This window comes from Microcella sp., from assembly GCF_046293215.1.
Classification (GTDB): domain Bacteria; phylum Actinomycetota; class Actinomycetes; order Actinomycetales; family Microbacteriaceae; genus Microcella.
The window spans coordinates 37,908-60,927 of sequence record NZ_JBKBPI010000009.1 but is presented as its reverse complement, the minus strand read 5'-3'; the positions used below and the strand labels follow the sequence as shown (position 1 = coordinate 60,927).

The 23,020-nt window shown below is 68.8% G+C and carries 22 protein-coding genes and 2 tRNA genes; 18 read left to right on the top strand and 6 right to left on the bottom strand.

The window, feature by feature from the left end; genetic code table 11:
* Positions 1 to 47: 47 nt before the first annotated feature.
* Together ACK4SC_RS09200 and ACK4SC_RS09195 are read left to right on the top strand one after the other, a co-directional pair.
* On the top strand, positions 48 to 1,469 hold the full coding sequence (locus ACK4SC_RS09200; RefSeq protein WP_409617284.1) for an NAD(P)/FAD-dependent oxidoreductase: 1,422 nt from the start codon (positions 48 to 50) through the stop codon (positions 1,467 to 1,469).
* Positions 1,466 to 1,813: a cupin domain-containing protein gene (locus ACK4SC_RS09195; protein ID WP_409617282.1), complete on the top strand. Its 348-nt coding sequence runs from the start codon at positions 1,466 to 1,468 to the stop codon at positions 1,811 to 1,813. The genes ACK4SC_RS09200 and ACK4SC_RS09195 overlap by 4 nt, the downstream gene beginning before the upstream one ends.
* 30 nt (positions 1,814 to 1,843) lie before the next feature.
* Here the strand turns inward: ACK4SC_RS09195 and ACK4SC_RS09190 are convergent, their stop codons facing one another.
* Positions 1,844 to 2,620 (bottom strand): SDR family oxidoreductase, encoded by a 777-nt coding sequence (locus ACK4SC_RS09190; RefSeq protein WP_409617280.1) that lies wholly within the window; start codon positions 2,618 to 2,620, stop codon positions 1,844 to 1,846.
* A gap of 118 nt (positions 2,621 to 2,738) precedes the next feature.
* Between ACK4SC_RS09190 and ACK4SC_RS09185 the strand changes: the two genes are divergently transcribed.
* The 4 genes from ACK4SC_RS09185 to ACK4SC_RS09170 are packed head-to-tail and all read left to right on the top strand — an operon-like array spanning position 2,739 to position 6,322.
* Positions 2,739 to 3,224: a ribose-5-phosphate isomerase gene (locus ACK4SC_RS09185; protein ID WP_409617278.1), complete on the top strand. Its 486-nt coding sequence runs from the start codon at positions 2,739 to 2,741 to the stop codon at positions 3,222 to 3,224.
* A 5-nt stretch (positions 3,225 to 3,229) separates the two neighbouring features.
* A complete protein-coding gene (locus ACK4SC_RS09180; RefSeq protein ID WP_409617276.1) occupies positions 3,230 to 4,213 on the top strand; it encodes an Fpg/Nei family DNA glycosylase in 984 nt (327 codons plus the stop codon).
* An 8-nt stretch (positions 4,214 to 4,221) separates the two neighbouring features.
* Positions 4,222 to 4,860 carry an FMN-binding negative transcriptional regulator gene (locus ACK4SC_RS09175; protein ID WP_409617274.1) on the top strand — a complete coding sequence of 213 codons (639 nt, stop codon included), beginning with the start codon at positions 4,222 to 4,224 and terminating at the stop codon, positions 4,858 to 4,860.
* Positions 4,841 to 6,322 carry an amidohydrolase family protein gene (locus tag ACK4SC_RS09170; RefSeq protein WP_409617272.1) on the top strand — a complete coding sequence of 494 codons (1,482 nt, stop codon included), beginning with the start codon at positions 4,841 to 4,843 and terminating at the stop codon, positions 6,320 to 6,322. Before ACK4SC_RS09175 ends, ACK4SC_RS09170 begins: the two co-directional genes overlap by 20 nt.
* Positions 6,323 to 6,358: 36 nt before the next feature.
* Here the strand turns inward: ACK4SC_RS09170 and ACK4SC_RS09165 are convergent, their stop codons facing one another.
* Both ACK4SC_RS09165 and ACK4SC_RS09160 read right to left on the bottom strand, forming a co-directional pair.
* Positions 6,359 to 6,844 (bottom strand): Dps family protein, encoded by a 486-nt coding sequence (locus ACK4SC_RS09165; RefSeq protein WP_409617270.1) that lies wholly within the window; start codon positions 6,842 to 6,844, stop codon positions 6,359 to 6,361.
* Positions 6,845 to 6,974: 130 nt separating this feature from the next.
* Positions 6,975 to 10,538, bottom strand: coding sequence for an SCO7613 C-terminal domain-containing membrane protein (locus ACK4SC_RS09160; protein WP_409617268.1), 3,564 nt, complete (start codon positions 10,536 to 10,538; stop codon positions 6,975 to 6,977).
* Positions 10,539 to 10,678: 140 nt separating this feature from the next.
* Here ACK4SC_RS09160 and ACK4SC_RS09155 point away from each other — a divergent pair, with 140 nt between their 5' ends.
* Together ACK4SC_RS09155 and ACK4SC_RS09150 are read left to right on the top strand one after the other, a co-directional pair.
* Complete coding sequence (locus ACK4SC_RS09155) at positions 10,679 to 11,173, top strand: RNA polymerase sigma factor (protein WP_409617266.1); 495 nt, start codon at positions 10,679 to 10,681, stop codon at positions 11,171 to 11,173.
* 32 nt (positions 11,174 to 11,205) lie between these two features.
* The gene (locus tag ACK4SC_RS09150; RefSeq protein WP_409617264.1) at positions 11,206 to 12,627 is read left to right on the top strand and encodes a hypothetical protein; all 1,422 of its coding nucleotides are present in this window, start codon (positions 11,206 to 11,208) and stop codon (positions 12,625 to 12,627) included.
* Between the two features lie 168 nt (positions 12,628 to 12,795).
* Here ACK4SC_RS09150 and ACK4SC_RS09145 read toward each other — a convergent pair.
* Positions 12,796 to 12,866: transfer RNA gene (locus ACK4SC_RS09145), tRNA-Gly, on the bottom strand.
* A 151-nt stretch (positions 12,867 to 13,017) separates the two neighbouring features.
* Here ACK4SC_RS09145 and ACK4SC_RS09140 point away from each other — a divergent pair.
* The 4 genes from ACK4SC_RS09140 (at position 13,018) to ACK4SC_RS09125 (ending at position 15,934) form a co-directional block, all read left to right on the top strand.
* Positions 13,018 to 13,094 (top strand) — tRNA-Pro (locus ACK4SC_RS09140).
* Positions 13,095 to 13,129: 35 nt separating this feature from the next.
* Entirely contained in the window at positions 13,130 to 14,473 is a 1,344-nt protein-coding gene (tig, locus tag ACK4SC_RS09135; protein WP_409617262.1) for a trigger factor, read from the top strand.
* 172 nt (positions 14,474 to 14,645) lie between these two features.
* Entirely contained in the window at positions 14,646 to 15,236 is a 591-nt protein-coding gene (locus tag ACK4SC_RS09130; RefSeq protein ID WP_409617260.1) for an ATP-dependent Clp protease proteolytic subunit, read from the top strand.
* 35 nt (positions 15,237 to 15,271) lie between these two features.
* Entirely contained in the window at positions 15,272 to 15,934 is a 663-nt protein-coding gene (locus ACK4SC_RS09125; RefSeq protein ID WP_409617258.1) for an ATP-dependent Clp protease proteolytic subunit, read from the top strand.
* 76 nt (positions 15,935 to 16,010) lie between these two features.
* Here the strand turns inward: ACK4SC_RS09125 and ACK4SC_RS09120 are convergent, their stop codons facing one another.
* Complete coding sequence (locus ACK4SC_RS09120) at positions 16,011 to 16,697, bottom strand: copper resistance protein CopC (protein ID WP_409617256.1); 687 nt, start codon at positions 16,695 to 16,697, stop codon at positions 16,011 to 16,013.
* A gap of 175 nt (positions 16,698 to 16,872) precedes the next feature.
* On the opposite strand from ACK4SC_RS09120, the gene clpX reads away from it, so the two are divergent.
* The 6 genes from clpX to ACK4SC_RS09090 all read left to right on the top strand — a co-directional run bounded on the left by clpX (position 16,873) and on the right by ACK4SC_RS09090 (position 22,509).
* Positions 16,873 to 18,150, top strand: a complete 1,278-nt coding sequence (clpX, locus tag ACK4SC_RS09115) for an ATP-dependent Clp protease ATP-binding subunit ClpX (protein WP_409617254.1) — start codon at positions 16,873 to 16,875, stop codon at positions 18,148 to 18,150.
* Between the two features lie 47 nt (positions 18,151 to 18,197).
* Positions 18,198 to 18,722, top strand: coding sequence for a pyridoxal 5'-phosphate synthase (locus ACK4SC_RS09110; RefSeq protein ID WP_409617252.1), 525 nt, complete (start codon positions 18,198 to 18,200; stop codon positions 18,720 to 18,722).
* 19 nt (positions 18,723 to 18,741) lie between these two features.
* Entirely contained in the window at positions 18,742 to 19,929 is a 1,188-nt protein-coding gene (locus tag ACK4SC_RS09105; RefSeq protein WP_409617250.1) for a benzoate/H(+) symporter BenE family transporter, read from the top strand.
* On the top strand, positions 19,926 to 20,726 hold the full coding sequence (locus tag ACK4SC_RS09100) for a hypothetical protein (protein WP_409617249.1): 801 nt from the start codon (positions 19,926 to 19,928) through the stop codon (positions 20,724 to 20,726). The genes ACK4SC_RS09105 and ACK4SC_RS09100 overlap by 4 nt, the downstream gene beginning before the upstream one ends.
* A gap of 25 nt (positions 20,727 to 20,751) precedes the next feature.
* On the top strand, positions 20,752 to 22,080 hold the full coding sequence (locus ACK4SC_RS09095; RefSeq protein ID WP_409617248.1) for a GNAT family N-acetyltransferase: 1,329 nt from the start codon (positions 20,752 to 20,754) through the stop codon (positions 22,078 to 22,080).
* Positions 22,081 to 22,164: 84 nt separating this feature from the next.
* The gene (locus ACK4SC_RS09090) at positions 22,165 to 22,509 is read left to right on the top strand and encodes a hypothetical protein (RefSeq protein WP_409617246.1); all 345 of its coding nucleotides are present in this window, start codon (positions 22,165 to 22,167) and stop codon (positions 22,507 to 22,509) included.
* A 13-nt stretch (positions 22,510 to 22,522) separates the two neighbouring features.
* Here the strand turns inward: ACK4SC_RS09090 and ACK4SC_RS09085 are convergent, their stop codons facing one another.
* Positions 22,523 to 22,909, bottom strand: a complete 387-nt coding sequence (locus ACK4SC_RS09085; protein WP_409617244.1) for an aldehyde dehydrogenase — start codon at positions 22,907 to 22,909, stop codon at positions 22,523 to 22,525.
* Between the last annotated feature and the right edge of the window lie 111 nt (positions 22,910 to 23,020).

Sequence of the window (23,020 nt, the reverse complement as noted above, 5' to 3'; positions counted from 1 at the left end):
CGCCTCATTTGTTGTCCACGTGGATAACCTCTGGCATTCTGGAGGTTATGGCCTCCACGGTATTCGAACGACGCCCCGCAGACCCCGCGCTCGTGCGCAACGCGCTCGCCGGCTCCCGGCTGAGCGTCTTCTGGCTCGACGACCTGCCGCCTCGGGAGCCCCAGCCGCCGCTCACCCGTCGGATCCACGCCGACCTCGCGGTTGTCGGTGGCGGATACACCGGCCTCTGGACGGCCCTGCGCGCCAAAGAACGCGACCCCGACCGGCGCGTCGTGCTCGTGGAAGGACGAACGATCGGCTGGGCGGCCTCGGGCCGCAACGGCGGCTTTGTCGAAGCGAGCCTCACCCACGGCGAGAAGAACGGCGACGCCCGGTACCCCGACGAGCTCGAGACGCTCGACCGCCTCGGCATGCAGAACCTCGATGAGATTCAGCAGACGGTTGAGGCGCGCAACTGGCAGTGTGACTTCGAGCGCGTTGGCTCGTTTGCCGTCGCCACGGAGCCCTACCAGGTGGCAGAACTCGCCGACGCACACGACGGCGAGACTGAGCACTTCTACGACGCCGAGGCGATGCGCGCGCAGATCGCGTCACCGACCTACGAGGGCGGCCTCTGGTCGACCCGCGACACGGCGCTCGCGCATCCGGGAAAGCTCGCGCGCGAACTGCTGACCGCGTGCCTCGAGGCCGGCGTCGAGGTCTTCGAATCGTCGCCCGTGCTTGATCTACGCGCCGAGCCCGACGCGGTCGAGCTGCGCCTTCGCGACGGGGGAGTAGTGCGCGCGAGCCGCGTCGCGCTCGCCACCAACGCGTTTCCGTCGCTGCTGAAGCGATACCGCCTGCACACGGTGCCGGTGTACGACTACGTGCTCATGACGGAGCCGCTTTCGGATGCTCAGCTCGCGTCGATCGGCTGGTCCGGCAGGCAGGGGGTCGCCGACTCGGCGAACCAGTTCCACTACTACCGACTGTCGGCCGACAACCGCATCCTGTGGGGCGGCTATGACGCCATCTACCACTTCGGTGGCCGCATCCGCCCCGAGTACGAGGATCGGCGAGAAAGCTACGAGCGCATCGCAAGCCACTTCTTCACGACGTTCCCGCAGCTCGAAGGACTGCGATTCACCCACCGCTGGGCGGGAGTGATCGACACCTCGAGTCGATTCTTCGCCTTCCACGCGACGGCGCACGGCGGCCGCGTTGCCTACTCCGCGGGCTTCACCGGGCTCGGCGTCGCCGCAACCCGCTTCGCGGCCGACGTCATGCTCGACCAGCTATCAGGGCTCGAGACCGAGCGCACGTCGCTGAAGGCCGTGCGCGACATGCCGCTGCCCTTCCCGCCCGAGCCGGCGACGTTCCCGGCCGTGCAGGCCGTGCGGTGGGCGCTCGACCGCGCCGATCACAACGAGGGGCGCCGCAACCTTTTTCTTCGCACCCTCGACGCCGTCGGCCTAGGCTTCGACTCGTGAGCACATTGCCTCTCGACGCAGCCACCGTGCTGCAGGCCCTCGAGATTGACCTCGAGCACGAGCCGGTTGACGCCGATCAGGTCGTCGCCGGCTCGCCCACGACCGGTGTCGCCGCCCTCACCGAGATCGACGACTGGGAGGTCGGGGTGTGGGAAATCACCCCCGGCACGGTGACCGACGTCGAGGTCGACGAGATCTTCATCGTGCTGAAGGGCAGGGCGATTCTCCGTCGCGACGACGGCACCGAGACCGAATTGGTTCCGGGCAGCGTGGGTCGTCTCGAAGACGGCGAAGAGACCGAGTGGGAAGTCCACGAGACGCTCCGCAAGATCTACATCGTCTGAACCTCGATCAGTCGAGTCCGAGCATCCGACCTACCAGGTCGAGTCTCCGCGGATCACGACGTCGCTGCCGCCGTCGATGAAGACGACCTGGCCGCACAGGTGCGTGTTCTCGACGCTCGTCAGGTACCCGATGAGGTGAGCAACCGTTTCGGGCGTTCCGACCCCGTTGAGCGGCATCGGCACCATCTCGAGCAACTGCTGCTCGGCCTCCGGGGTGGCGATCATGTTCGCGGTCATCGGCGTGCGCATGACGCCCGGTGCCACCGCGTTGAGCGGGATGCCCGCGCCCGCCCATTCGGCGCTCGCGGCGTTCCGGCGAATCCACCGTGCCAACGCCCGCTTCGTCGTGCCGTAGATCGTCGAGGCGGTGCCCGCGTCAATCAGCTCCTGCGCCCGATGAAGAGCGGCGGGCTCGTCGTGGGCGAGCATGGCGTCGAGCAACTCGTCGTCGACGGGAAACAGCGAGGCCATGGACACGGTCGCGACCGCGCGCGGCGAGTCGGAACCGGCAAGCAGGGGGCGGAGCCCCTCCAGGGTCGCGAGCGCACCAAAGTAGTTCACGCCCACGGTCGCGGGGAGCTCACGGGCGAGCCCCGCGTTCGCGACGACGCCGTCGATCGTGCCGCCCGACAACTCTCGGACGCGAGCCACCATGTGATCGCGACCCTCGTGCGTCGTCAGGTCGGCGCTGATGTCGGTTCCGTCGAGGTCCACCCCAATCACGGTGTCTCCGCGCCGGGCCAGCAGTTCGGCTGTTGCCTTGCCGATTCCGCTCGCTGCTCCTGTGACGACAATCGTGCGTGCCATGGGGATCGTGTCTCCTTCGACAGTGCTGGGTGAGCGCGGTCTGCGCTGCCTCACCCAGCCTGTCGCAGGACGTGCACGGCGCGCCAGGGCCTTTCGGCCCGCGCCTAGAATTGCCGGTATGCGCATCCACGTTGCCACCGACCACGCCGGACTCGAATTCAGCCGAACGGTGCAGCAGCACGTGGCCAGCCAGGGTCACGAGGTCATCGACCATGGCCCGACCTCGTACGACCCGCTCGATGACTACCCGGCGTTCTGCATTAACGCTGCGCGGGCCGTCGCGCGTGACCGCGAGGCCGGCATCGAATCGCTCGGCATCGTGTTCGGAGGCTCGGGCAACGGCGAGCAGATGGCCGCGAACAAGGTCGAGGGAATCCGCGCCGCGCTCGTCTGGAACGAGGCGACTGCCGTGCTGTCGCGCGAGCACAACGATGCCAACGTCATCGCGATCGGTGCCCGCCAGCACTCGGTTGACGAGGCGCTGCGCTTCATCGACATCTTCATTCAGACCCCCTTCCCCGGCGAAGAGCGCCACGTGCGTCGTATCGGCCAGCTCGGCGAGTACGAGACGACCGGGCAGATCGCCGGCCACGAGCTGCACTAGCCGCCGTGCCCGAGGGTCACTCCGTCCATCGCATCGCCCGGCAGTTCGAGCGTCACTTCGTCGGTGAGACGGTTGCCGCGTCGTCGCCGCAGGGGCGCTTCGCCGAGGGAGCCGCGCTGATCGACGGGCGCACGATGACCGAGTCGCGCGCGGTGGGCAAGCAGCTCTTTCTCGAGTTCGACGAGGCGCTGTACCTCCGCGTGCACCTCGGCATTTACGGGGCGTGGGATTTCGCGGGCGCGGTCGCGCGAGACGCCACCACCCGCGCCTCGCGCGGCCGCATGGGCCAGACGGGGATGCGCGGGGCCGCCGACGACACCGTCGTCGGCGAGCACGAAGACTCGCTCGCGTCGATCGGCGCGCCGCGGCGCACCCGCCTGCGTATGGCCGAGCAGGAGACGGAGACCGCCGTGCTCGAGGGTTTCCCGCCGGACCCCGTCGGCCAGGTGCGGGCGCGACTGCTGACCGACACGGCCGTCGCTGACCTGCGCGGTCCGACCGCGTGCGAGGTGATTGATGCCGCCCAGGTGCAGCAGGTGATCAGCCAGCTCGGTCCTGATCCGCTGGTTGACGACCCCGCCGAGGGAGAAGAGCGCATGCTCGAACGCGTCAGGACACGCCGCACCCCGATCGGGCTGCTCTTGATGGATCAGTCGGTCGTGAGCGGTATCGGAAACGTGTATCGCGCAGAAATCTTGTTCCGCGCGCGGCTGGACCCGCACATCCCAGGTTCGCAGTTGAGCGACGACACGGTGCGTGAGCTCTGGCGCGACTGGCGCTACCTGCTCGGCGTTGGCGTTGACACGGGGCAGATGCTCACGATGGACGGACTCGACGACGAGGCCCGCGCCCTGGCCATGCGCAATCGCGCCGACCGCCACTGGGTCTACAAGCGCGAGGGGCTGCCGTGTCGGGTGTGCGGAACGCACATCGTGCTCGAGCTCGCCGCCGCCCGCAAGCTCTACTACTGCCCAACCTGTCAGCGTTAGGGGACGCCATGCGTCACACACCGCACTACGTGCTCGACGACCGGATCGAAATCCGTCGGCTCGTGCGCGAGAATCCGTGGGCCACGATCGTCTCCCACGTTCCGGAAACGGGCATCGTCGCCTCGCACTACCCGGTCCTTCTCGACGAAGCGGCGAGCACCGGAGACGACATCGTGCTCGTCAGCCACGTCGGCCGCCCCGATGAGCAGTTGCATCGGCTGGGCGAGAGCGAGGTGCTCGTCATTGCGCAGGGACCGCACGGCTACATCTCGCCGAGCTGGTACGCGCCGGGCGACATCGTGCCCACCTGGAATCACGTCACGGCTCACCTCTACGGCGTGCCCGAGATTCTCGACGACGCCGAGAATTTTCGCGTACTCGCCGACCTCACCGATCATTTCGAGCGCGCCATGGGGGACGACGGGCGAAGCCTCGCGTTCGACGAGGAGTATTCTCGAAGGGTCGCCCGCGGGACGGTCGGGCTGCGACTGCGGGTCACCCGCATCGACGCGCGGCTGAAGCTCAGTCAGAACAAGTCGGCCGAGGTTGTCGACCGAATCATCGACGAGCTCGAGGGTGACGGACCGTACGCGCATGCCGGGCTCGCCCGCGAGATGAGGAGGGTGCATGATCCGCGCCGTTCGTAACGCCCGTCCTCTCGGCGGCCACGACCCCGTCGACCTTGTCCTGCGTGACGGCATCATCGCGGCCATCGCCCCGGCCGGGGCGCTCGATATTGCCGCGGGGGCTGACGTCATCGACGCCGACGGTCGTTTTGTGCTGCCGGGCCTGTGGGACGAGCACGTGCACATGACGCAGTGGGCGCAGTCGCGGCGACGCATCGACGTCGGTGAGGCCGAGTCGGCGGCCGAGGCCGCCGCGATCGTGCGCAGCGCCCTGGCCGCACGCACGACGAGCGACGAGGTCGTCGTCGGAGCCGGCTTCCGTGACGGCCTGTGGCCCGACACTCCGACGGCGTCCGTGCTCGACGCGGTTCTCGCCGATCGTCCGCTCGTGCTCATCAGCGCCGACGTTCATGCCGTGTGGCTCAACTCAGCGGCCATGGTGCGTTTCGGTGTCGACTCCGGTGATGGTCTGCTCCGCGAGGAGGCCGCTTTCGCCGTCACGAGGGCACTCGATTCGGCCAGCGACGCAACCATCGACGAGTGGGTGCGTGAGGCTGCCGCCGATGCCGCCGCTCGCGGTGTCGTCGGCATTGTCGACCTCGAGATGCGGTGGAATCTCGACGATTGGCTGCGCCGTGTCGCGAGCGGGTTTGACGCCCTGCGCGTCGAGTTCGGCGTGTATCCCCAGCATCTCGACCGCGCAATCGCCCAGCGCCTGCGCAGCGGTCTCCCGGTCGCCGGCGAGGTGTCAGTGGGTCCTCTCAAGGTCATCACCGATGGCTCGCTCAATACCCGCACCGCGTACTGCTGCGACCCTTACCCGGACGCGACGGAGCACGCCTACGGCCTGCTCACCGTGCCCCCGTGCGACCTGCAGCCGCTCATGGCCCGCGCTCACGCTGCGGGCTTCGGGCTGGCAATCCACGCGATCGGAGACGCTGCCAACCGGCTCGCGCTCGACGCCTTCGCCAGGCTCGGGCACGGGGGCCGCATTGAGCACGCACAGTTGGTGCGGCGCAGCGATCTGCCGCGTTTTGCCGCCCTCGGTGTGACGGCCAGTGTGCAGCCCGAGCACGCGATGGACGATCGCGATGTGGCCGAGCGGTACTGGCCGGGCCGCACGCACCGCGCGTTCCCCCTGCGCGACCTGATCGACTCGGGTGCGCGCGTGATTCTGGGATCGGACGCGCCTGTGGCGCCGCTCGATCCGTGGATCGCAATCTCGGCTGCGACGGCCCGCACACGCGATGAGCGTGAGCCGTTCCACGGCGAGCAGGCCATCACGGTTGCCGAGGCCCTGGCGTCGTCGACGCGCACCCGCGTCGCCGCGGGTGAGCACGCCGACCTCGTTCTGGTCGACACGGATCCGTTGGACATGGATGCGCGGGCGCTGCGGTCGATGCCGGTGGCACACACGCTGATGGCGGGTCGCCCCACCTTCGGGCCGGCCGTCGCCGCGCAGCACAACGCCGCCACGGCCTAGGGCCGCAGCGGCGTCGCGAGCGCTCTCGCGGCTCGCCTACTCGGCGATGTGCGAGAAGAGGAACCAGCGGTCTTGCTCGAGACCGTTGGTGATCGCGATGGCGATGTCTTGGCTGACCTCGTCAAGCTCGTCCAGTCCCGCGATCGCTGCGCGCAGCGTCACGAGTGCTGCATCGATACCGGCGATGATGTCGGCGATCAGCAGGTCGGTCTTCTGGAAGCCCGCGCGCACGGGCGGAACCGTGGTCTCTTTCGCGACCGTCGCGGTGCGCGCGTCGAGCGGCAGGCCGAGTGCCGCGATACGCTCGGCGGCCATGTCGCTCCACTCGCGCGCGTGGTCGACGAGGGTGTCGAGCAATTCGTGAACGGCCTGGAAGTTGCTGCCGCGCACGTGCCAGTGCGCCTGCTTGCCCTCCAGAGCGAGGGCGCTCAAGTTGATCACCACGGGAGCGAGATACTGCGAGACGCCCGAGATCATGTCGGGGTCAGTCGTCTGCTCAGGGGCTGCGGCGACGTCAGTCATGTCGTCCTCTCTGTTGGTGGTGCCCCACGATCGGCAGGGCTTTTTCCACGCTATTGCGTCATCAGCGCCCGTGCACACGACTTCCAGCGTGCTCCAAGCGACTGTCAGGTGACGGTCAGCGCCCGGTGAGTCAGCGCAGCTCGGAGATGCGGCGCACCGTGTTCTTCACGTTCTGCACGCGGCGCTCGTAACGGGCGGCGACAGCGACGATGGCCACCCCGGCGACGCCGAGCCATAGCCACCACTCGATGCTCTGTCCGATTGCGGCGATGAGCGGCCAGGTCTGAATGCCGGCGTGAACGAGGAGCACGATCGCGCCGACGAGGAACGGCGCCTGGAGCCGTCGAATCACGCCGCCGATGAGGATGATCGTGGCAGCGATTCCGAGTGCCGCGATGCGCCAGACGCCCCCGTCGACGTCGACGGCAACGAGGGTTGGCACCAAGAGCGCGACGAACCCGGGGGTCAGCCACGGCAGGCTGCGCGCGGTGGTGCGGCGGTCGAGCTCGACGGTACCGATAAGCAGAAGCCCGAGCGCGAGCGGAATCGTGATCAGTTCGACCTGCTCCATCGCCCCGGCGCCTCCGATGACGCCAGCGCTGAGCGCGGCGGCGCCCGCGGTTGCCGCCGTGGTCGCTGCGACGACGCGCGGGACAGCGCGCCCGACCGTGGCGGACAGCGTGCTCCACGTCGCCGCCGCCGTGCCGACGAGCATGATGACGATGAGCACGGCGGCCACCTGCAGGAGCACATCGACCGGCGCGCCGCCGGTGCTGCGTGCCTCGAGGCCGACACGTACCGTCACGCTCACGGCGAGCACCACCTGCGTGACGACCGCGACCCCGAGCAGTAGGTGGGGCAGGCCCTGCCAGCGCAGTCCGGCGTGCACCCGGCCGATGACGACGCCCAAGACGATGGCGGTGGCCACCACGCCCACGCCGGAGCCGCGCATGACGGGTCCGTCGCCGGCGAGCGCGGCGAGCGGAATGCCGGCCACGGCGAGGGCGCTCACCGCGATGATGGTGGGACCCGAAACGCGGCGATCCGCGGGCCCCGCCGTGGGCACGCGCGCGAGCACTACGGAGATGGCAAGGAGCGCGCCCGCGAGAGGCAGGGTGTACGGCTCGGGGTTGTCGATGCCGCGGCCGGCGAGGAAGTTCCACAGCGCTGCGGTCGCTGTGGCGAGCGCGAACCAACCGAGGTACCGACGGGGACTCTGCGAGCCGACGAGGCCGTCACGGCTGACGGCGAGGGCCAGGAGGAGCACGGTGCACACCGTCAGGGCGAGGGATACCTGGCCCCCGTCGGTGACGACGATCGTGGCCGGGACGCCGACCGCGACGAGGCCGATGTCGAGCGCCGTTCGCTCGCGGCCACGAACCGTGAGTGCTCCGACGACAGCCAGCACCGCGAGGGCGCTGAGGGCGGCGAGAGCCAGGTCGGTGTCCGCCACGCGACGCGACGCGTCGGTGAGCGCCGCCACGCTGCGTACGGTCTGCGCGGTGGCGAGTGCAGCCGTGAGACCGAGCGTCGAAAACGCGCCGATGACCGCGAAGCCCGCAAAGCGTCCGGCGCCGCGCCGCGAGTCGGCGCACACGACGCTGATCGCGACGAGGAAGACAAGCGCACCCGCGGCGGGTTGCAGGCTGGCCGTGGTCGGGGCGACCAGGAGCTGGGCGATCAACAGGAAGAGGCCGACGGGCAGGACGCTCATGCTCAGCAAGTGCCGCTCAAGGCTGTCGGCGTTCACCAATCGTCCGAGAATGACGACGAGCGAGGCAACGGCGAGCGTGAGAGCGATTGCGTCGAGTTGCGTGATCGACGCAATGCTGGGCGCTGATGCGATCACCAGCAGGCCGCTGACCGCCGTTGCCGTTGCGCGGGTGCCCGAACGGGTGGTCACGCGGCGGCCGATCCCGAGCGAGACCAGGGCGATCACGATGCCGACCCACCAGCCCCCGTCGATCGTCCAGCCCAGGCTGACCGCGACAAGGGCGGCAGACACCGCGGCGACGCTGAGCCCAAGACGGATCGACCGCGGGCCACTCCCGTCGCCGCGGGTGCGCGGCAGCGTGGCGGCCGCGGCGGCACCGATGCTGACCACTGCGGAATAGGTCATCAGCGCCCACCACGTGGGCATCGCGACAGCGGTCAGCGCGACGACGAGTCCTGCCCCGGCTGCCACGGGAAGTGCACGCCCCGGATCACTGAGGCGATCACCGATGCGCGAGGCGCCACCGACGATGACGAGCACCGCGGCCAGGCCGGCAAGGGCGGTGATTTCCAGAGAGCTCACCCCTAGCACGTCGGCGCCCGCGCCTCGAGCGTTGTCGGCGCGAATCACGGCGTCGGTCACCGCAGTGAGCACGATCACGAGCGCGAGCGTCGCGGCGAGAGCGGTGAGGACGGCGGCGCTGATCGCAGTAGCGGTGAGGGGTAGCCGCGCAGGAAGCCTCGTCGTGCGCAGACGGGCAACGTCGGCGATCGCCACCAGCGTGGCCGGTGCGAGCAGGGAGATGGCGAGAGTGGCGGATTCCGAGTCTGTCGACGCTGCCGCAATGACCAGTCCGGCGATGAGCCCCATCGAGCCACACACGGCGAGCGTCGCGGCAATCGTCGTGTCCGCGGGTGAGGCGCTCGCGCGTGCAAGCAGCCACGCGGCGACACCCGTCAGGAACGCAACACCGACGGCAACCGCCGCACCCCACCACCACCCCGAGTGGCTGAGCATCGCCACTCCGGCGATGGCGGCGACCGCGGCGACGATCAGGCTGAGCAGGGGAGTGCGCGAGGCAGCCTCGACGACGACAGGCGCGTGCGAGGTGCGGAAGGCGCGTGCGCCAGCAGCAAGGACGACAACCGCGGCAGCGGAGGCCGCGAGGGCGGCGAGCGATGGCGCGGCGCCGCGCGGCAGGTCGGAGGCGAGCTGAACCGTCAGGAGCGCCGCACTGACCGGAATCAGATTCGCACCGACCAGGAGGGGGGAGCGGTGGCCGCCCAGCCGTGCCCACACCACGGCAACGACGGCAACGACCAGCAGCGCCCCGCCCCAGAAGCCGGTCTCGGGAACGCCGGCAAGCCCCGCAATATCGGTGCGCCGCACCGCCCACGCGTCGAGGACCAAAACGACTGTTCCGAGGGCGGCGAGACCCTCGGCAGTGGCGCCGAGGCCGCGCCGCGCGAGCACACTCGCCGCGATAAGGGTGGCCAGCGATGCAAGCGCAATGATCACCGACCGCGCCACGACGCCATAGGCGATGAAGACGTAGATCACTCCGAACAGTGCGAACACGCTGAGCAGGGCGATTCCGACGACCACCAGAGCGATCTGGATACCCGAGCGACGCGGCCGTCGGCCCGAGACCTCCGTGGGTTCCTGAGTTAGTCTGCCCGCGCTCTCGCGCATCTCGGACGCGGCGGCGGGCGCGGGAGGTGCCGGGGGCACGGCGGCGACCGCGGTGACCGGTTCGCGACGCATGCGATCGATCAGCCGGAGTCGTGCATCCAGCTCGTCGGCAATCGTTGCCGACAGGGAAGCCAGCTCTGCGGCGAGCGGATGCGCGAGGTTCAGCCCGCACGACTGGCAGACAACGGCGCGCAATTCGGTGAAGCACGCCGGGCACTGCGCGGTGGAGCGCAGGTCGTGGGGTGAGCGGGGGAAACTCGCTGTTCCGCGCGCGGAGGAGGGCCTCATGCCGCCACACGCTAGTGCGCGGAAACGTCGTGACAACAGATACAAAAGTCCCTGGGGACGAATGAGCCTTGGGGATAACCGGGCGACGGGAAAACGTGTCGCAGGCGGCGAGCGTCGCGGCCGGGCTCCACAATGGCGACGTGCCCCCCGACAATGACCCGTTCGTGGCGGTCTACACGCAGCACCTCGGTGCGGTGAGCGCCTACCTTGCGCGACGCGTCGATCGTGACGCCGTCGACGATCTCGCCGCCGACGTGTTTGCCATTGCGTGGCGAAAGCGCGACCGCGTCGCCGACGGCGAAGAACTGCCGTGGCTGTACCGAATCGCCTCGTACGTGGTCGCCAACCACCGTCGGCAGCTCGCCTCCCGCACGAGCGTGCTCGCCCGACTGACCGCTCAGGATTCGGCGCCCTCGGCCGAAGACATCGTCGTGGCCGACCGTGCCCTCGCGGAGGCGTGGCGCGCGCTGTCGGCCCGCGACCGCGAGGTGCTTGCGCTGGGCGTCGTCGAGGGTCTCACGGCCGCCGAGGTCGCGACGGCGCTCGGCATCACAGCGAACGCCGCGAGCATCCGACTGCACCGTGCCCGCACCCGCCTCGCCGATCTACTCGGAAAAGTTTCTGATTCGACCTGAAAGAATCGCCCGCCCCGCGACGTAATCAGGGCATGAACACCACACCCGACGACCTCGACGGTCGCCTGAAGCGGTCACTCGACGTCGGTGCTCCCGACCTCTCGACTGACATCGTCACCGGTGCGCCGAGCCGCAAGGCTCCGCGCATGGTCAACCGCGGACGCGTGGCGCAGGTCGCCGCCGGCTCCCTCACCGCGGTCGCCGCCGTCAGCGTCGGCGCACTCGTCATTGGCGGATCGCTCACGGCGACCCAGCCGCCCCTATTCACCGCCGCGTCTAGCTCCGACGGGGCCCGTATCGCCGGCGCCGAGGCCGCCATGGGTGCCGACGCCATGATCATGCCGTGGGTGCAGTACGAGTACCTCGCGGGAGATGGACTCAGCACAGCGGGCGGCACGGGATCCGTGTACGAGCTGCGTCGGGTCGGGACCCCCGATGACACGCTGGCCCGCATCGCCTCCCTGTACGGCGTCGACGGATCGGTCGAGCGCTCGGAGTGGTTCAGCGACGACTACCCGAGTTACGTGATTGGTCCGGAAGACGGCAGCGCACCCGCGGTGACAACCACCTGGGTGGGAACCGGCACCTGGTGGTACTCGAACCCGATCCCATTCCGCGACGAGGTGCCGAGTCCGAGCCTCGCCCCGATGGGGGCGGAGGCCCAGGCGCTCGCCGCGGAGCTGTTCGCGGGAGCGGGACTCCGGATCTCTCCCGATCAGGTCGTCGTCTACACCGACGAGTGGCAAACCACCGCGACCGGTCACCTCGTGGTCAACGGGCAGCGCACGGCGCTGGACTGGTCGGTGTCGTGGTCGGCGACCGGCGACATTCAGTGGGCTAGCGGCCACGCCGTCGAGGCGGTCGAGCGCGGATCCTTCGGCACCGTGTCAGCGCGCGAGGCGGTCGAGCGCCTTGCAGACTGGCGCTGGGGTGCTGCTCCCGGACCCGATTTCCAGGGTGATGTGAGCTTCATCGCCGCGGATACGCCGGTGTCGAGCGGAATGGCACGCACCGAGGGCGCCGTCGACGAGCCCGCACCGGGTGAGGGGGGCAGTTCAGATCCAGGCAGTCCCGGGGACGGTGTCGCGCCGGTCGAGCCGGTCGAGCCGATTGAGCCGGTCGATCCGGTTGACCCCACCGAGCCGACCGAGCCGGAGCCGGAACCGACCGTCGAGCCCGCTCCTGAGCCGACCGTCGAGCCGGTTCCCGAGCCGATGCCCGATCCGATGCCAGAACCTGAGGTGGTGACCGTCACCCTCGACGACGCGACGCCGACGCTGCTGCTCATGTGGGACGCCGACGGAAATGCCTGGCTCGTGCCCGGTTATGCCTTCGCAATGCCCGACGGCTGGTTCTCGGGGGTGGTCTCGCTCGTGGAGGGAGTGATCGAACTGCCGGAGCCCATGGAGTTCGACATCATGCCCATGGAGGAGGGTGTCGTCGAAGACCGGTAGAGCGCGAGCAGGCTCGCTGCGTCACTCAACGCCAACCGTCGCCGGTGTGTCATCCCCCGACACACCGGCGACGGTCGTCGTGTGGCGACGGCGCGGACATCGCTCCGTCGATTCGCCGCAACACAAATGCCCTGACGGGCGGCGTATCGCCACCCGTCAGGGCATCAGAGGGGATGACGGGAATCGAACCCGCACCATCAGTTTGGAAGACTGAGGCTCTACCATTGAGCTACATCCCCGCGACGGGCTCGAAAGCCCGCGCAGTGCACCAGCGTAGCGCACGGAGGAGCCTGGTCGGCGGGCGCACGCGGCAACTCGGCTAGACTCGCTACGGCCATTTTTCGTCCGCGACCGTTCGTCGTGACGCGCGCATGGTCACGGTCACGGTCGCGGGGCGTAGCTCAGCTTGGTAGAGCGCCCGCTTTGGGAGCGGGAGGCCGCAGGTTCAAATCCTGTCGCCCCGACCAGGCCCCCACACGTCCACACACCCAGGAGATCCCCTTTGGTCCAGTCCACGGTCGAGAAGCTCAGCCCGACGCGCGCGAAGCTCGTCATCACGGTCACCCCCGATGAGCTGAAGCCCAGCATCGAGCACGCGTACAAGCACATCGCCGAGTCGGTCACGATTCCCGGCTTCCGCAAGGGCAAGGTGCCGCCGCCCATCATCGACCAGCGCGTCGGCCGCGCCGAGGTACTGAACCACGCGGTCAGCGAAGGCCTCGATGGCTTCTACCGCGCCGCGATCACCGAGCAGGGCATCCGCGCTCTCGGACGCCCGTCGGCCGACGTGACCGCCTGGCCGAGCGAGAAAGACTTCTCGGGCGACCTCGAGGTCACGGTCGAGGTGGATGTTCGCCCCGACTTCGATCTGCCGGCTTACGAGTCCGAGACGATCACCGTCGAGGCGACCGAGGTCACCGACGAGGAGGTCGACGCTGAACTCGACAACCTCCGTACCCGATTCGGCACGCTCGTCACCGTCGATCGTCCGGCTGGCAAGGGTGACTTCGTTCAGCTCGACCTGGTCGCAACTGTCGGCGGCAACACGGTCGACAGCGCCAACTCGATCTCGTACGAGGTCGGTTCGGGCGAGCTGATCGATGGCATCGACGAGGCCGTGGAGACGCTGACGGCTGGCGAGTCGACCACCTTTGAGTCGAAGCTGCTCGGCGGCGACCACGAGGGCGAGATGGCGCAGATCGAGGTCACCGTGCAGTCGGTGAAGGAGCGCGAGCTGCCCGAGGCCGACGATGACTTCGCCCAGATCGCGAGCCAGTTCGACACCATTGGTGAGCTGAAAGACGACATTCGCGAGCAGCTAGCCCAGCGCAAGTCGTTCGGTCAGGGTGCCGAGGCGCGCGAGAAGCTACTGGAGTGGATGCTCGGCCAGGTCGAGATCCCCGTTCCCGACGCTCTGATCGACGACGAGGTGCACCGTCACCTCGAGAACGAGGGTCGCCTCGAAGACGACGAGCACCGCGCCGAGGTGCAGACCTCCACCCGCAAGACGTTCACGACCCAGATCCTGCTCGATGCGCTTGCCGAGAAGGAGGAGGTGAAGGTCAGCCAGGACGAGCTGACCCAGTTCCTCATCCAGGGCGCGCAGCAGTACAACATGGAGCCGGGCGAGTTCATCAAGATCCTCGACCAGAACGGCCAGATCCCCGGCATGGTCGGCGAGGTTGCCCGCTCGAAGGCGCTCTCGGTCGCGCTCAGCAAGGTCACGGTCGTCGACACGGCGGGTGCCGCGGTCGACCTGTCGCGCTTCACCGCGGCCGCCACCGCGCCGGTCGGTGACGCTGTCGCCGAGGGCGACCACGACGATCACGAGGGCCACGAGCACTAGGCGCTCCGCGCATCCCGTATCGACCGGGCCCGCAACCCGTGAGGGTGCGGGCCCGGTGTCGTTTCCTGAAGACCAGCCGACACCCGCTCTGCCCACGGCGAACACGGCCAGGCCCTGGCATGGCGGTCGCGTAGATTCGGTTGCACAGAGACGACCCCAAGGAGCTTTCTCAATGGCCGAACCGGCACTGCCCAACAACGTCTTCGACAAGCTGCTGAAAGACCGCATCATCTGGCTCGGCTCGGAGGTGCGCGACGAGAACGCCAACGAGATCGCGGCGAAGCTGCTCTTGCTTGCGGCCGAAGACCCCGAGAAGGACATCTACCTCTACATCAACTCGCCCGGTGGCTCGATCACCGCGGGCATGGCGATCTACGACACGATGCAGTTCGTGCCGAACGACATCGTCACCGTCGGGATCGGTATGGCCGCCTCCATGGGGCAGCTGCTGCTCACCGCCGGCACCAAGGGCAAGCGATACATCACGCCGAACGCTCGCGTGCTGCTGCACCAGCCGCACGGCGGCTTCGGCGGCACCTCGAGCGACATTCAGACGCAGGCCGCCCTCATCAACGACATGAAGCGGCGACTGGCCGCCATCACCGCCGAGGCGACTGGCAAGACGGTCGAGCAGGTCATGGAAGACGGCGACCGCGACCGCTGGTTCACCGCCGATGAAGCCCTCGAGTACGGCTTTGTCGATCACATCCGGTCGTCCGCGAGCGACGTGGTCGGCGGCGGCGGAACCGAGCACGCGAAGTAACCCGGCCGGTAGACGAGAGACACGAAGGACTGATCATGCAGATGCCCACCGCCGGAATTCCCGCGCACCTCATGCCTGAGAGCCGCTACATCCTGCCGAGCTTCGAAGAGCGCACGGCCTACGGGTACAAGCGTCAAGACCCGTACGCGAAGCTCTTCGAAGACCGCATCGTCTTTCTCGGCGTGCAGGTAGACGACGCGAGCGCCGACGACATCATGGCCCAGCTGCTCGTGCTCGAAAGCCAAGACCCCGAGCGCGACATCGTGATGTACATCAACTCGCCCGGTGGCTCGTTCACCGCGATGACGGCGATCTACGACACGATGCAGTACATCCGCCCGCAGATTCAGACGGTGGTACTCGGTCAGGCTGCGTCTGCTGCCGCCGTGCTGCTCGCCGCCGGGTCGCCCGGCAAGCGCCTGGCGCTGCCGAACGCCCGCGTGCTCATTCACCAGCCTGCCACGGGCGACGCGGGTCGCGGGCAGGCCTCCGACATCGAGATTCAGGCCAAAGAGATCGCGCGTCTGCGCGAGTGGCTGGAAGAGACGCTGTCAAAGCACTCGAACAAGACCGTCGAGGAAGTGCACAAAGACATCGACCGCGACAAGATCCTCATCGCGCAGGAGGCGCTCGAGTACGGCCTCATCGATCAGGTGTTGACGAGCCGCAAGACCCAGCCGGCGCTGACGGCGAGCTAGCGCTCGGCACGTTCCGCGAACGACGCGAGCCCCGCATCCGAATTCGGGATGCGGGGCTCGCGCTCGTCACGAAGCGTTACGCGCGGCGTCGGCGCGCGACGACCACGCCGCCGATGATCGCGGCAATTAGCGCCAGCACGCCGAGGCCGATGCCGACGGCAAGCCCCGTGGGGATTCCCGTGGTGGCGGACGCATCGTCGGTCGCGGGGGAGTCCGTTTCGCCGGGCTCCGGCGCGGGCTCGGCGGTCGCGTCGGGTGCGACGACCTCGGGGTCAGGCGTCGCCTCGACTGCGGTGCCGGGCGCGGGGTCGCCACAGGCGAGCGGCGCCTCGCTGCCGGGCGTAATCGTCGCGGCGGGGTCGGGCTGGTAGTCGAACTGGTAGGTGCCCGAGAGGGTGTGGCTGTCGGCCGAAATGAACTGGTACGACACGGTGTAGGTGCCGCCGTCGCCGAGCCAGGCGCCCATGCTCATGCCGACGCCGTCGACGACGAGGCATCCGTCGCCGTAGAACAGGCCCTGTTCGTCGGTGACCTGCAGGGCGAACCCGGTGCCGTCGCCCGCCACGTCGAGCAGTGTCTCGTTGGTGAGAATCTCGAAGCGCTCGGGGGGGAGCGTGAGGGTCGCGTCGATTCCGGGGTTCGTAGACACGACAAAGTTGTGCGCGGTGGCGGGCAGCACGGGGGCGAGGGTCAGCAGACCGGCGGCGACGAGCGCGGCCGGTGCGAGTGCGCCGCGGCGCCGAGGGCGGGGTGTCTCAGTCATGGTGCTGCCACGCTATCGGCGCCACCCTGACGGTCTCTGTGCGCCATCGGTCGGGGGTCGGCGCGACTGCGCAGCGAGGCGAGCGCGACGCGCCCGGGGGAGAGCGCGTGCGCGAACGTCGGCGCAGGGGGTTAGGCTCGACAAACACCGTCCACGGTGAGGAAGGGGGGCGCTCATGGCTCGCATCGGAGAGAGCGCCGACCTGCTCAAGTGCTCGTTCTGTGGCAAGAGCCAGAAGCAGGTGCAGCAGCTCATCGCCGGCCCCGGCGTGTACATCTGCGACGAGTGCGTCGAGCTGTGCAACGAGATCATCGAAGAGCGCCTCGCCGAGTCGGGTGAGGCGGCGTCTGCCGAGTTTGAGTTGCCGAAGCCGCGCGAGATCTACTCCTTCCTCGGCGAGTACGTCATCGGGCAGGAGGCGGCAAAGCGCGCGCTGTCCGTGGCCGTCTACAACCACTACAAGCGCATCCGCGCCGGGCAGACCATTCAGCCCGCCGATCAGAAGGCCGACGACGTCGAGATCGCGAAGAGCAACATCCTGCTCATCGGCCCGACCGGCTGCGGCAAGACGTACCTCGCGCAGACCCTCGCCAAGCGCCTGAATGTTCCCTTCGCCGTGGCTGACGCCACGGCCCTCACCGAAGCGGGCTACGTCGGCGAAGACGTTGAGAACATTCTGTTGAAGCTCATCCAGGCCGCCGACTACGACGTCAAGCGCGCCGAGACGGGCATCATCTACATCGACGAGGTCGACAAGATCGCTCGCAAGGCAGAGAACCCGTCGATCACCCGCGACGTCTCGGGCGAGGGCGTGCAGCAGGCGCTGCTGAAGATTCTCGAGGGCACCGTGGCGAGCGTTCCGCCCCAGGGTGGGCGCAAACACCCCCACCAAGAGTTCATCCAGATCGACACGACAAACGTCCTGTTCATCGTCGCCGGAGCCTTTGCCGGCCTTGAAGACATCATCAGCCAGCGCGCCGGCAAGCGCGGCATCGGCTTTGGTGCTCCGCTGCACGACAAGTCGAAAGAACTCGATCTGTTCAGCGAGGTACTTCCCGAAGACCTGCACAAGTTTGGGCTGATCCCCGAGTTCATCGGGCGTCTGCCCGTCGTGACGACCGTCTCACCGCTCGACCGCGACGCGCTGATCGACATCCTCACCACGCCGCGCAACGCACTCATCAAGCAGTACCAGCGTATGTTCGAACTTGACGGCGTCGAGCTCGAGTTCTCGCCCGAGGCCCTTGACGCCATCGCTGACCTGGCGGTGCTGCGACAAACCGGTGCCCGAGGCCTTCGCGCCATCCTCGAAGAGGTGCTGGGCCCGATCATGTTCGACGTGCCGAGCGACGACGACGTGCAACGCGTCATCGTCACGCGCGAGGCCGTTATCGACAACGCGGCCCCCACGATCGTGCCTCGCCGCCCCGCCCGTCGCGAGAAGTCGGCGTAGGCTCACAACCCGGGCGCGCTGTCAGGCACCAGAGATACCTTGTGGTCATGTCGGACACGCTGCGCTCCCGCCTCCGGGCACTGCCCGATTTCCCCGATGACCTTCCCGTTTTCGACCGCGCGCACGCGCCCGACGACCCGCAGGTGCTGTTTCTGCAGTGGCTCGACGATGCGCTGGCCCACGGGGTCCTGCAGCCGCACGCCTTCACCCTGTCGACCGCGGGCCCGACCGGTCATGTCACGGCCCGCACCTTGATCTTGAAAGACCTCGACCGCGGACAGTGGATCTTCGCGGGCGCCCGATCCACCCGCAAGGGCATCGACCTCGCCGCGAACCCCAGCGCGGCGATGACGTTCTTCTGGCCCGACCGCGGCCGCCAGGTGCGCGTCACTGGCGAGGTGGAAGAACTACCCGCCGACGTGGCGGCCGCCGACTGGCGCGCGCGTCCCGAAACGGGCGACGAGGTCAACCCCGATTGGGCGGCGTGGGCGTTGGCTCCCACCGAGATCGAGTTTTGGCAGGCGCGACGCGACCGCGACCACGTGCGCCACTGGTACCGCTACGGCAGCTGACCGCCAGTAGGCTCAGCCTGTGCTGCAGCCGATCATCGCCGGGGTCATCGGCGCGCTGACGGGCTTCGCCAGCTCGTTCGCACTCGTCATCGCCGGGCTCATCGCCGTGGGCGCATCACCCGCGGAGGCGGCGAGCGGCCTGCTGATCCTGTGCATCGCGCAGGCGCTGCTCGCCGGGCTCTTGTCGTGGCGCTTCCGCCTGCCGCTGTCGTTCGCCTGGTCGACGCCGGGCGCCGCGGTGCTGGTGGCCGCCCAGGGTGTCACCGACGACTACGGCGCCGCGATCGGCGCGTTCCTCGTGTGCGGGGTGCTGCTCGCCATCACGGGACTCTGGCCGGCGCTCGGCCGCGCGATGACCCGCATCCCGATGCCGATCGCGGGCGCCATGCTGGCGGGCATCCTCGTTCCGATCTGCATCGCCCCCGTGACGGCGTTGATCGAGCAGCCGGTGCTCGCCGCGCCGGTGATCGTCGTCTGGCTGGTGCTTCTGCGCTTCGCCACGCGGTGGGCCGTTCCCGCCGCCATGCTCGTCGCGATCGTCGGCATCGTCATCACCGGTGCCGATGCGGTTGCCGAGGCGCCGCTCGCGCCGGTGCTCGCGCTCACGCCGCCCGCGTTCGATGTTGCCGTCATCGTGAGCCTCGGCGTCCCGCTGTTCATCGTCACGATGGCCGGGCAGAACGTGCCCGGCTTCGCGGTGCTCTCCACCCTCGGCTACCGCGAGGTGCCCGCCCGCGCCATCCTGACGTCGAGCGGCGCCGCGACCGTGCTCGCCGCCCCCTTCGGCGGCTTCGCGCTCAATCTCGCGGCGATCACCGCCGCGTTGATGGGCGGTCCGGATGCGCATCCCAACCCCTCGAGGCGCTTCATCGCCCCGATCGCCGGCGGCGTCACCTACATCGTGCTGGGGCTTGCGGCCGGCGCAGCGACGGCGCTCGTGACGGCCGCGCCGCCGATCCTGATCATCGCCGTAGCGGGCCTCGCGCTGTTCTCGGCCCTCGCGTCGGGACTCGTGGCGGCCTTCGGACCGCCCGATACTCGCGTCGTCGCCGCGGTCACCCTCGTCGTCGTCGCCTCGGGCGTCGTCGTCGCCGGAATCGGAAGCGCTTTCTGGGGACTGCTCGCCGGGTCTATCGTGATGCTCGTGACCCGCACGCGGTCACCGCGCCCGGCAGCGCTGCCGGAAGAACAGGGTGAGGCGCCATGAACCCCGACATCATCTCCGCGGCCCGCAAGGGTGCCATCTACGGCATCATCATCTCGTTCTCGGCGGCCGCCGTGGTGGGGATCGTCGCCCTGCTGGGCGGCGACTTCGGCGAGACGCAGGGCAAGATCCTGCTCACCACCGTGCTGTTCGGCGCGGCGTCGATTACGGCGCTGTGCCACCTCGCGATTGCTGACCGTTCGATGCGCATCGTCGCCGCAGCCGGACTGCTTGCCAGCCTCGCCGCGCTGGTGACGGGCATGGTGCTGATTTGGCGCGACTGGAACCTGCCCGACCTCGACACCTGGCTGCAGGCGTTTGGAGTCGCCGGGGTCTTGGCGGTGAGCCTCGCGCACGCGAACCTGCTGTTGCTTCTCGCCGGCCGTCGTCGACGTCCCATTCGCATCGGGCTCGCCGCCACACTCGTGGCGATCGGCATCGTGGCGATCATGCTGATCCTTCCGATCGTGACCGAGGGCGACATTCCGGGCGACGACGGCGACCTGTACTGGCGGGTTTTCGGCGTCATCGCCATCCTCGATGTGCTGGGCACGGTCGTCGTACCGGTGCTCGCGATCTTTGTGCGCGACGAACCGCGTCACCCCGTGCCGCCCGTAGCGGGGCGCACGTCGCTGCACGGCTCTGACGATGACCCGAATGCGCTCGTGCTGACGGTCCCCGGGCCGATCGCGACACTGCTGCGCAACGAAGCCAGCGCATCCGGCGTGCCCGTTGAGGTGGTCGCGATCGAGCTACTGCGTCGAGGCACCTGTGTCGGTTCCGAGAGCGCCGACGACTGACGAGGCCGACCGCTAGCCTGGCGCCATGCCGCGTCACCCGTTCCAGTCCCTTCCCGTTCCCGCCGAACAGGCGTCCACGCTTGCCGCCCGCGGTCTCCGCTTCGGTCTCGTCGATCTCGATGACGAGGCGCAGTGCGCTGCGTGGCTGCGCGCCGACCTCCGCGGCTTCTACGCCGATGACCCCGAGGATGGCGAGCTCGCTGACCGTTTCACCCCCTTTCGCGACAGTCGCCTCGCGGCCGTGTGGGACGACTCGGCCGCCGACTCGGCGACCCCGGTCGCAACCGTCAGTTCGTGGCCGACCCGGCTGACCACCCCGGGCGAGCGTGACGTCGAGGCCTGGGCCATCAGCTCGGTTACGGTCGCGCCAACGCACCGCCGCCGCGGCATCGCCCGCGCCCTGCTCGAGTCAGAGTTGACCGCTGCGCGTGAACACGGCGCCCCGCTCGCGGTGCTGACGGTCTCGGAGGCGACCATCTACGGACGCTTTGGGTTCTCGCCCGCCGCGTTCGCCGCATCCCTCTCGATCGAGCAGCGCCGCGCCACCTGGTCCGGTTCCGTTCCTGACGGCCGCGTACACCTCGTCGAGCGCACGGTGCTGCGTGAGCAGGCACCCGAAATCGAACGCCGCGCGCGCCGCGCGGTGCCCGGAGAAGTCGACCGCTGGCCGCGCTTGTGGGATCGCATGTTCGCTCTGACGGGCGACACGAAGAAAGACGCCGGGGCCTTGCGCGCCGTGCGCTACGACGACGGCACGGGCGAGCCGCAAGGGTTCGCGCTCTACCGGGTCGCCGAGCAGGGCAGCGACTTCACGAAGCACCGCGTGACGGTCACGGAGCTGATCGCGGCAACTCCCGACGCGTACGCCGCGCTGTGGCGGTACCTGCTCGAGCTCGACCTGGTCTCGGAGATTACGGTCGGCCTGCGCAGCGTCGACGAACCGCTGCGCTGGCAGGTCGCGGATGCACGTGCCGTGCGCACGACGGACGTCACCGATCATCTGTGGGTGCGCATCCTCGACGTGCCGGCCGCCTTCGCCGCGCGTGGCTACGCAGCCGAGGGCAGCCTCGTGCTTGACGTGGATGACCCCGACGGCATCGCCGGCGGGCGCTACCTGCTCACCGCCCACTCCGACGGGTCGGGGGAGTGCGCGCCGCTCGACGGGGAGGCGCCCGACGGCTCTGCGCACCTCGCGCTGGACGTGCGGGCCCTCGGCTCGCTGTACCTCGGGGGCGTGAGCGCGTCCACCCTCGCCGCCGCTGGCCGCATTACCGAGCAGACGCCGCGCGCCGCCGTCGCCGCCGACGCGCTCTTGCGCAGCCCGATCGCGCCGCGCCTCAGCATCTGGTTTTAGGGAGCACACTGCGACAGTTGCCGCGTATTGCGCCGTGTGACGCGATCGCTGGCGCCGGGGGCAGCGCCTTCGTATCGTTGCCGCATGTTCGCCGACTCCACCTCGCACTCGCAGCGCCAGCACTCGCTGATTGACTGCGACGCGATGTGCACGTCGAGCGCGGCGGGCCACGCAGTTTCGCCGATACAGGAGCGCGTGTCGTCCGCGACGCCGGGTAAGTGGCGCGACGCGATCGTCGTGGCCACATCGGTGGGCGGCTGGATCGAAGTCGTCACCCTGTGCGACGACCAGTCGATCGTGCTGTGGAACCACGCCGACCTTACGGGCGAGCTTCTGCCGGGCGCCCCGGTGTCGCTGCACGCGGTCTACGACGTGCTGAAAACGGCCGACGCGAAGCACAGTGTGCTCCGCGTCGGCGTAGGTGGGTAGGGCCTTCGAACCGTCAGCTCATCTGACGCATCGAGGCCATCATGGCCTCGCACGCCGAGACCAGCTCGTCGCACGCTTTCGCGCACATGCGACAGTGATCGTTCATGTCGGCGTGCATCGAGCACTCGGCCGAACACGCTTTCGCCATCATCATGCTGGCCTGCATGGCGGCCATCATGGCGTCCATCTCCATGCCGGCAGGGCGCATCATCATGCGCATCATCGTGTTGCTCATGTCGGCGCAATTCATGCAGCGGGCGCTACACGTTTCCATGCCGTCCATGCCCAACATGCTGCTCACGCACATCGTGCACGCCTGCTCGCAGGCGGCGGCAGCCTCCATGAGGTTCTGCATCGCCTCCATGTCCATGCCCTCGACCATCGCGTCGGCCATCATCATGCGCATATCCATCGGGAGTCCACCCTCTCCGTCGTTGTTCGTCATCGTGTCCGTACTGCGTGACGACACGTTACGCGCGTGCTCGACGCGTGGCTAGGGATTGCGCCTGCG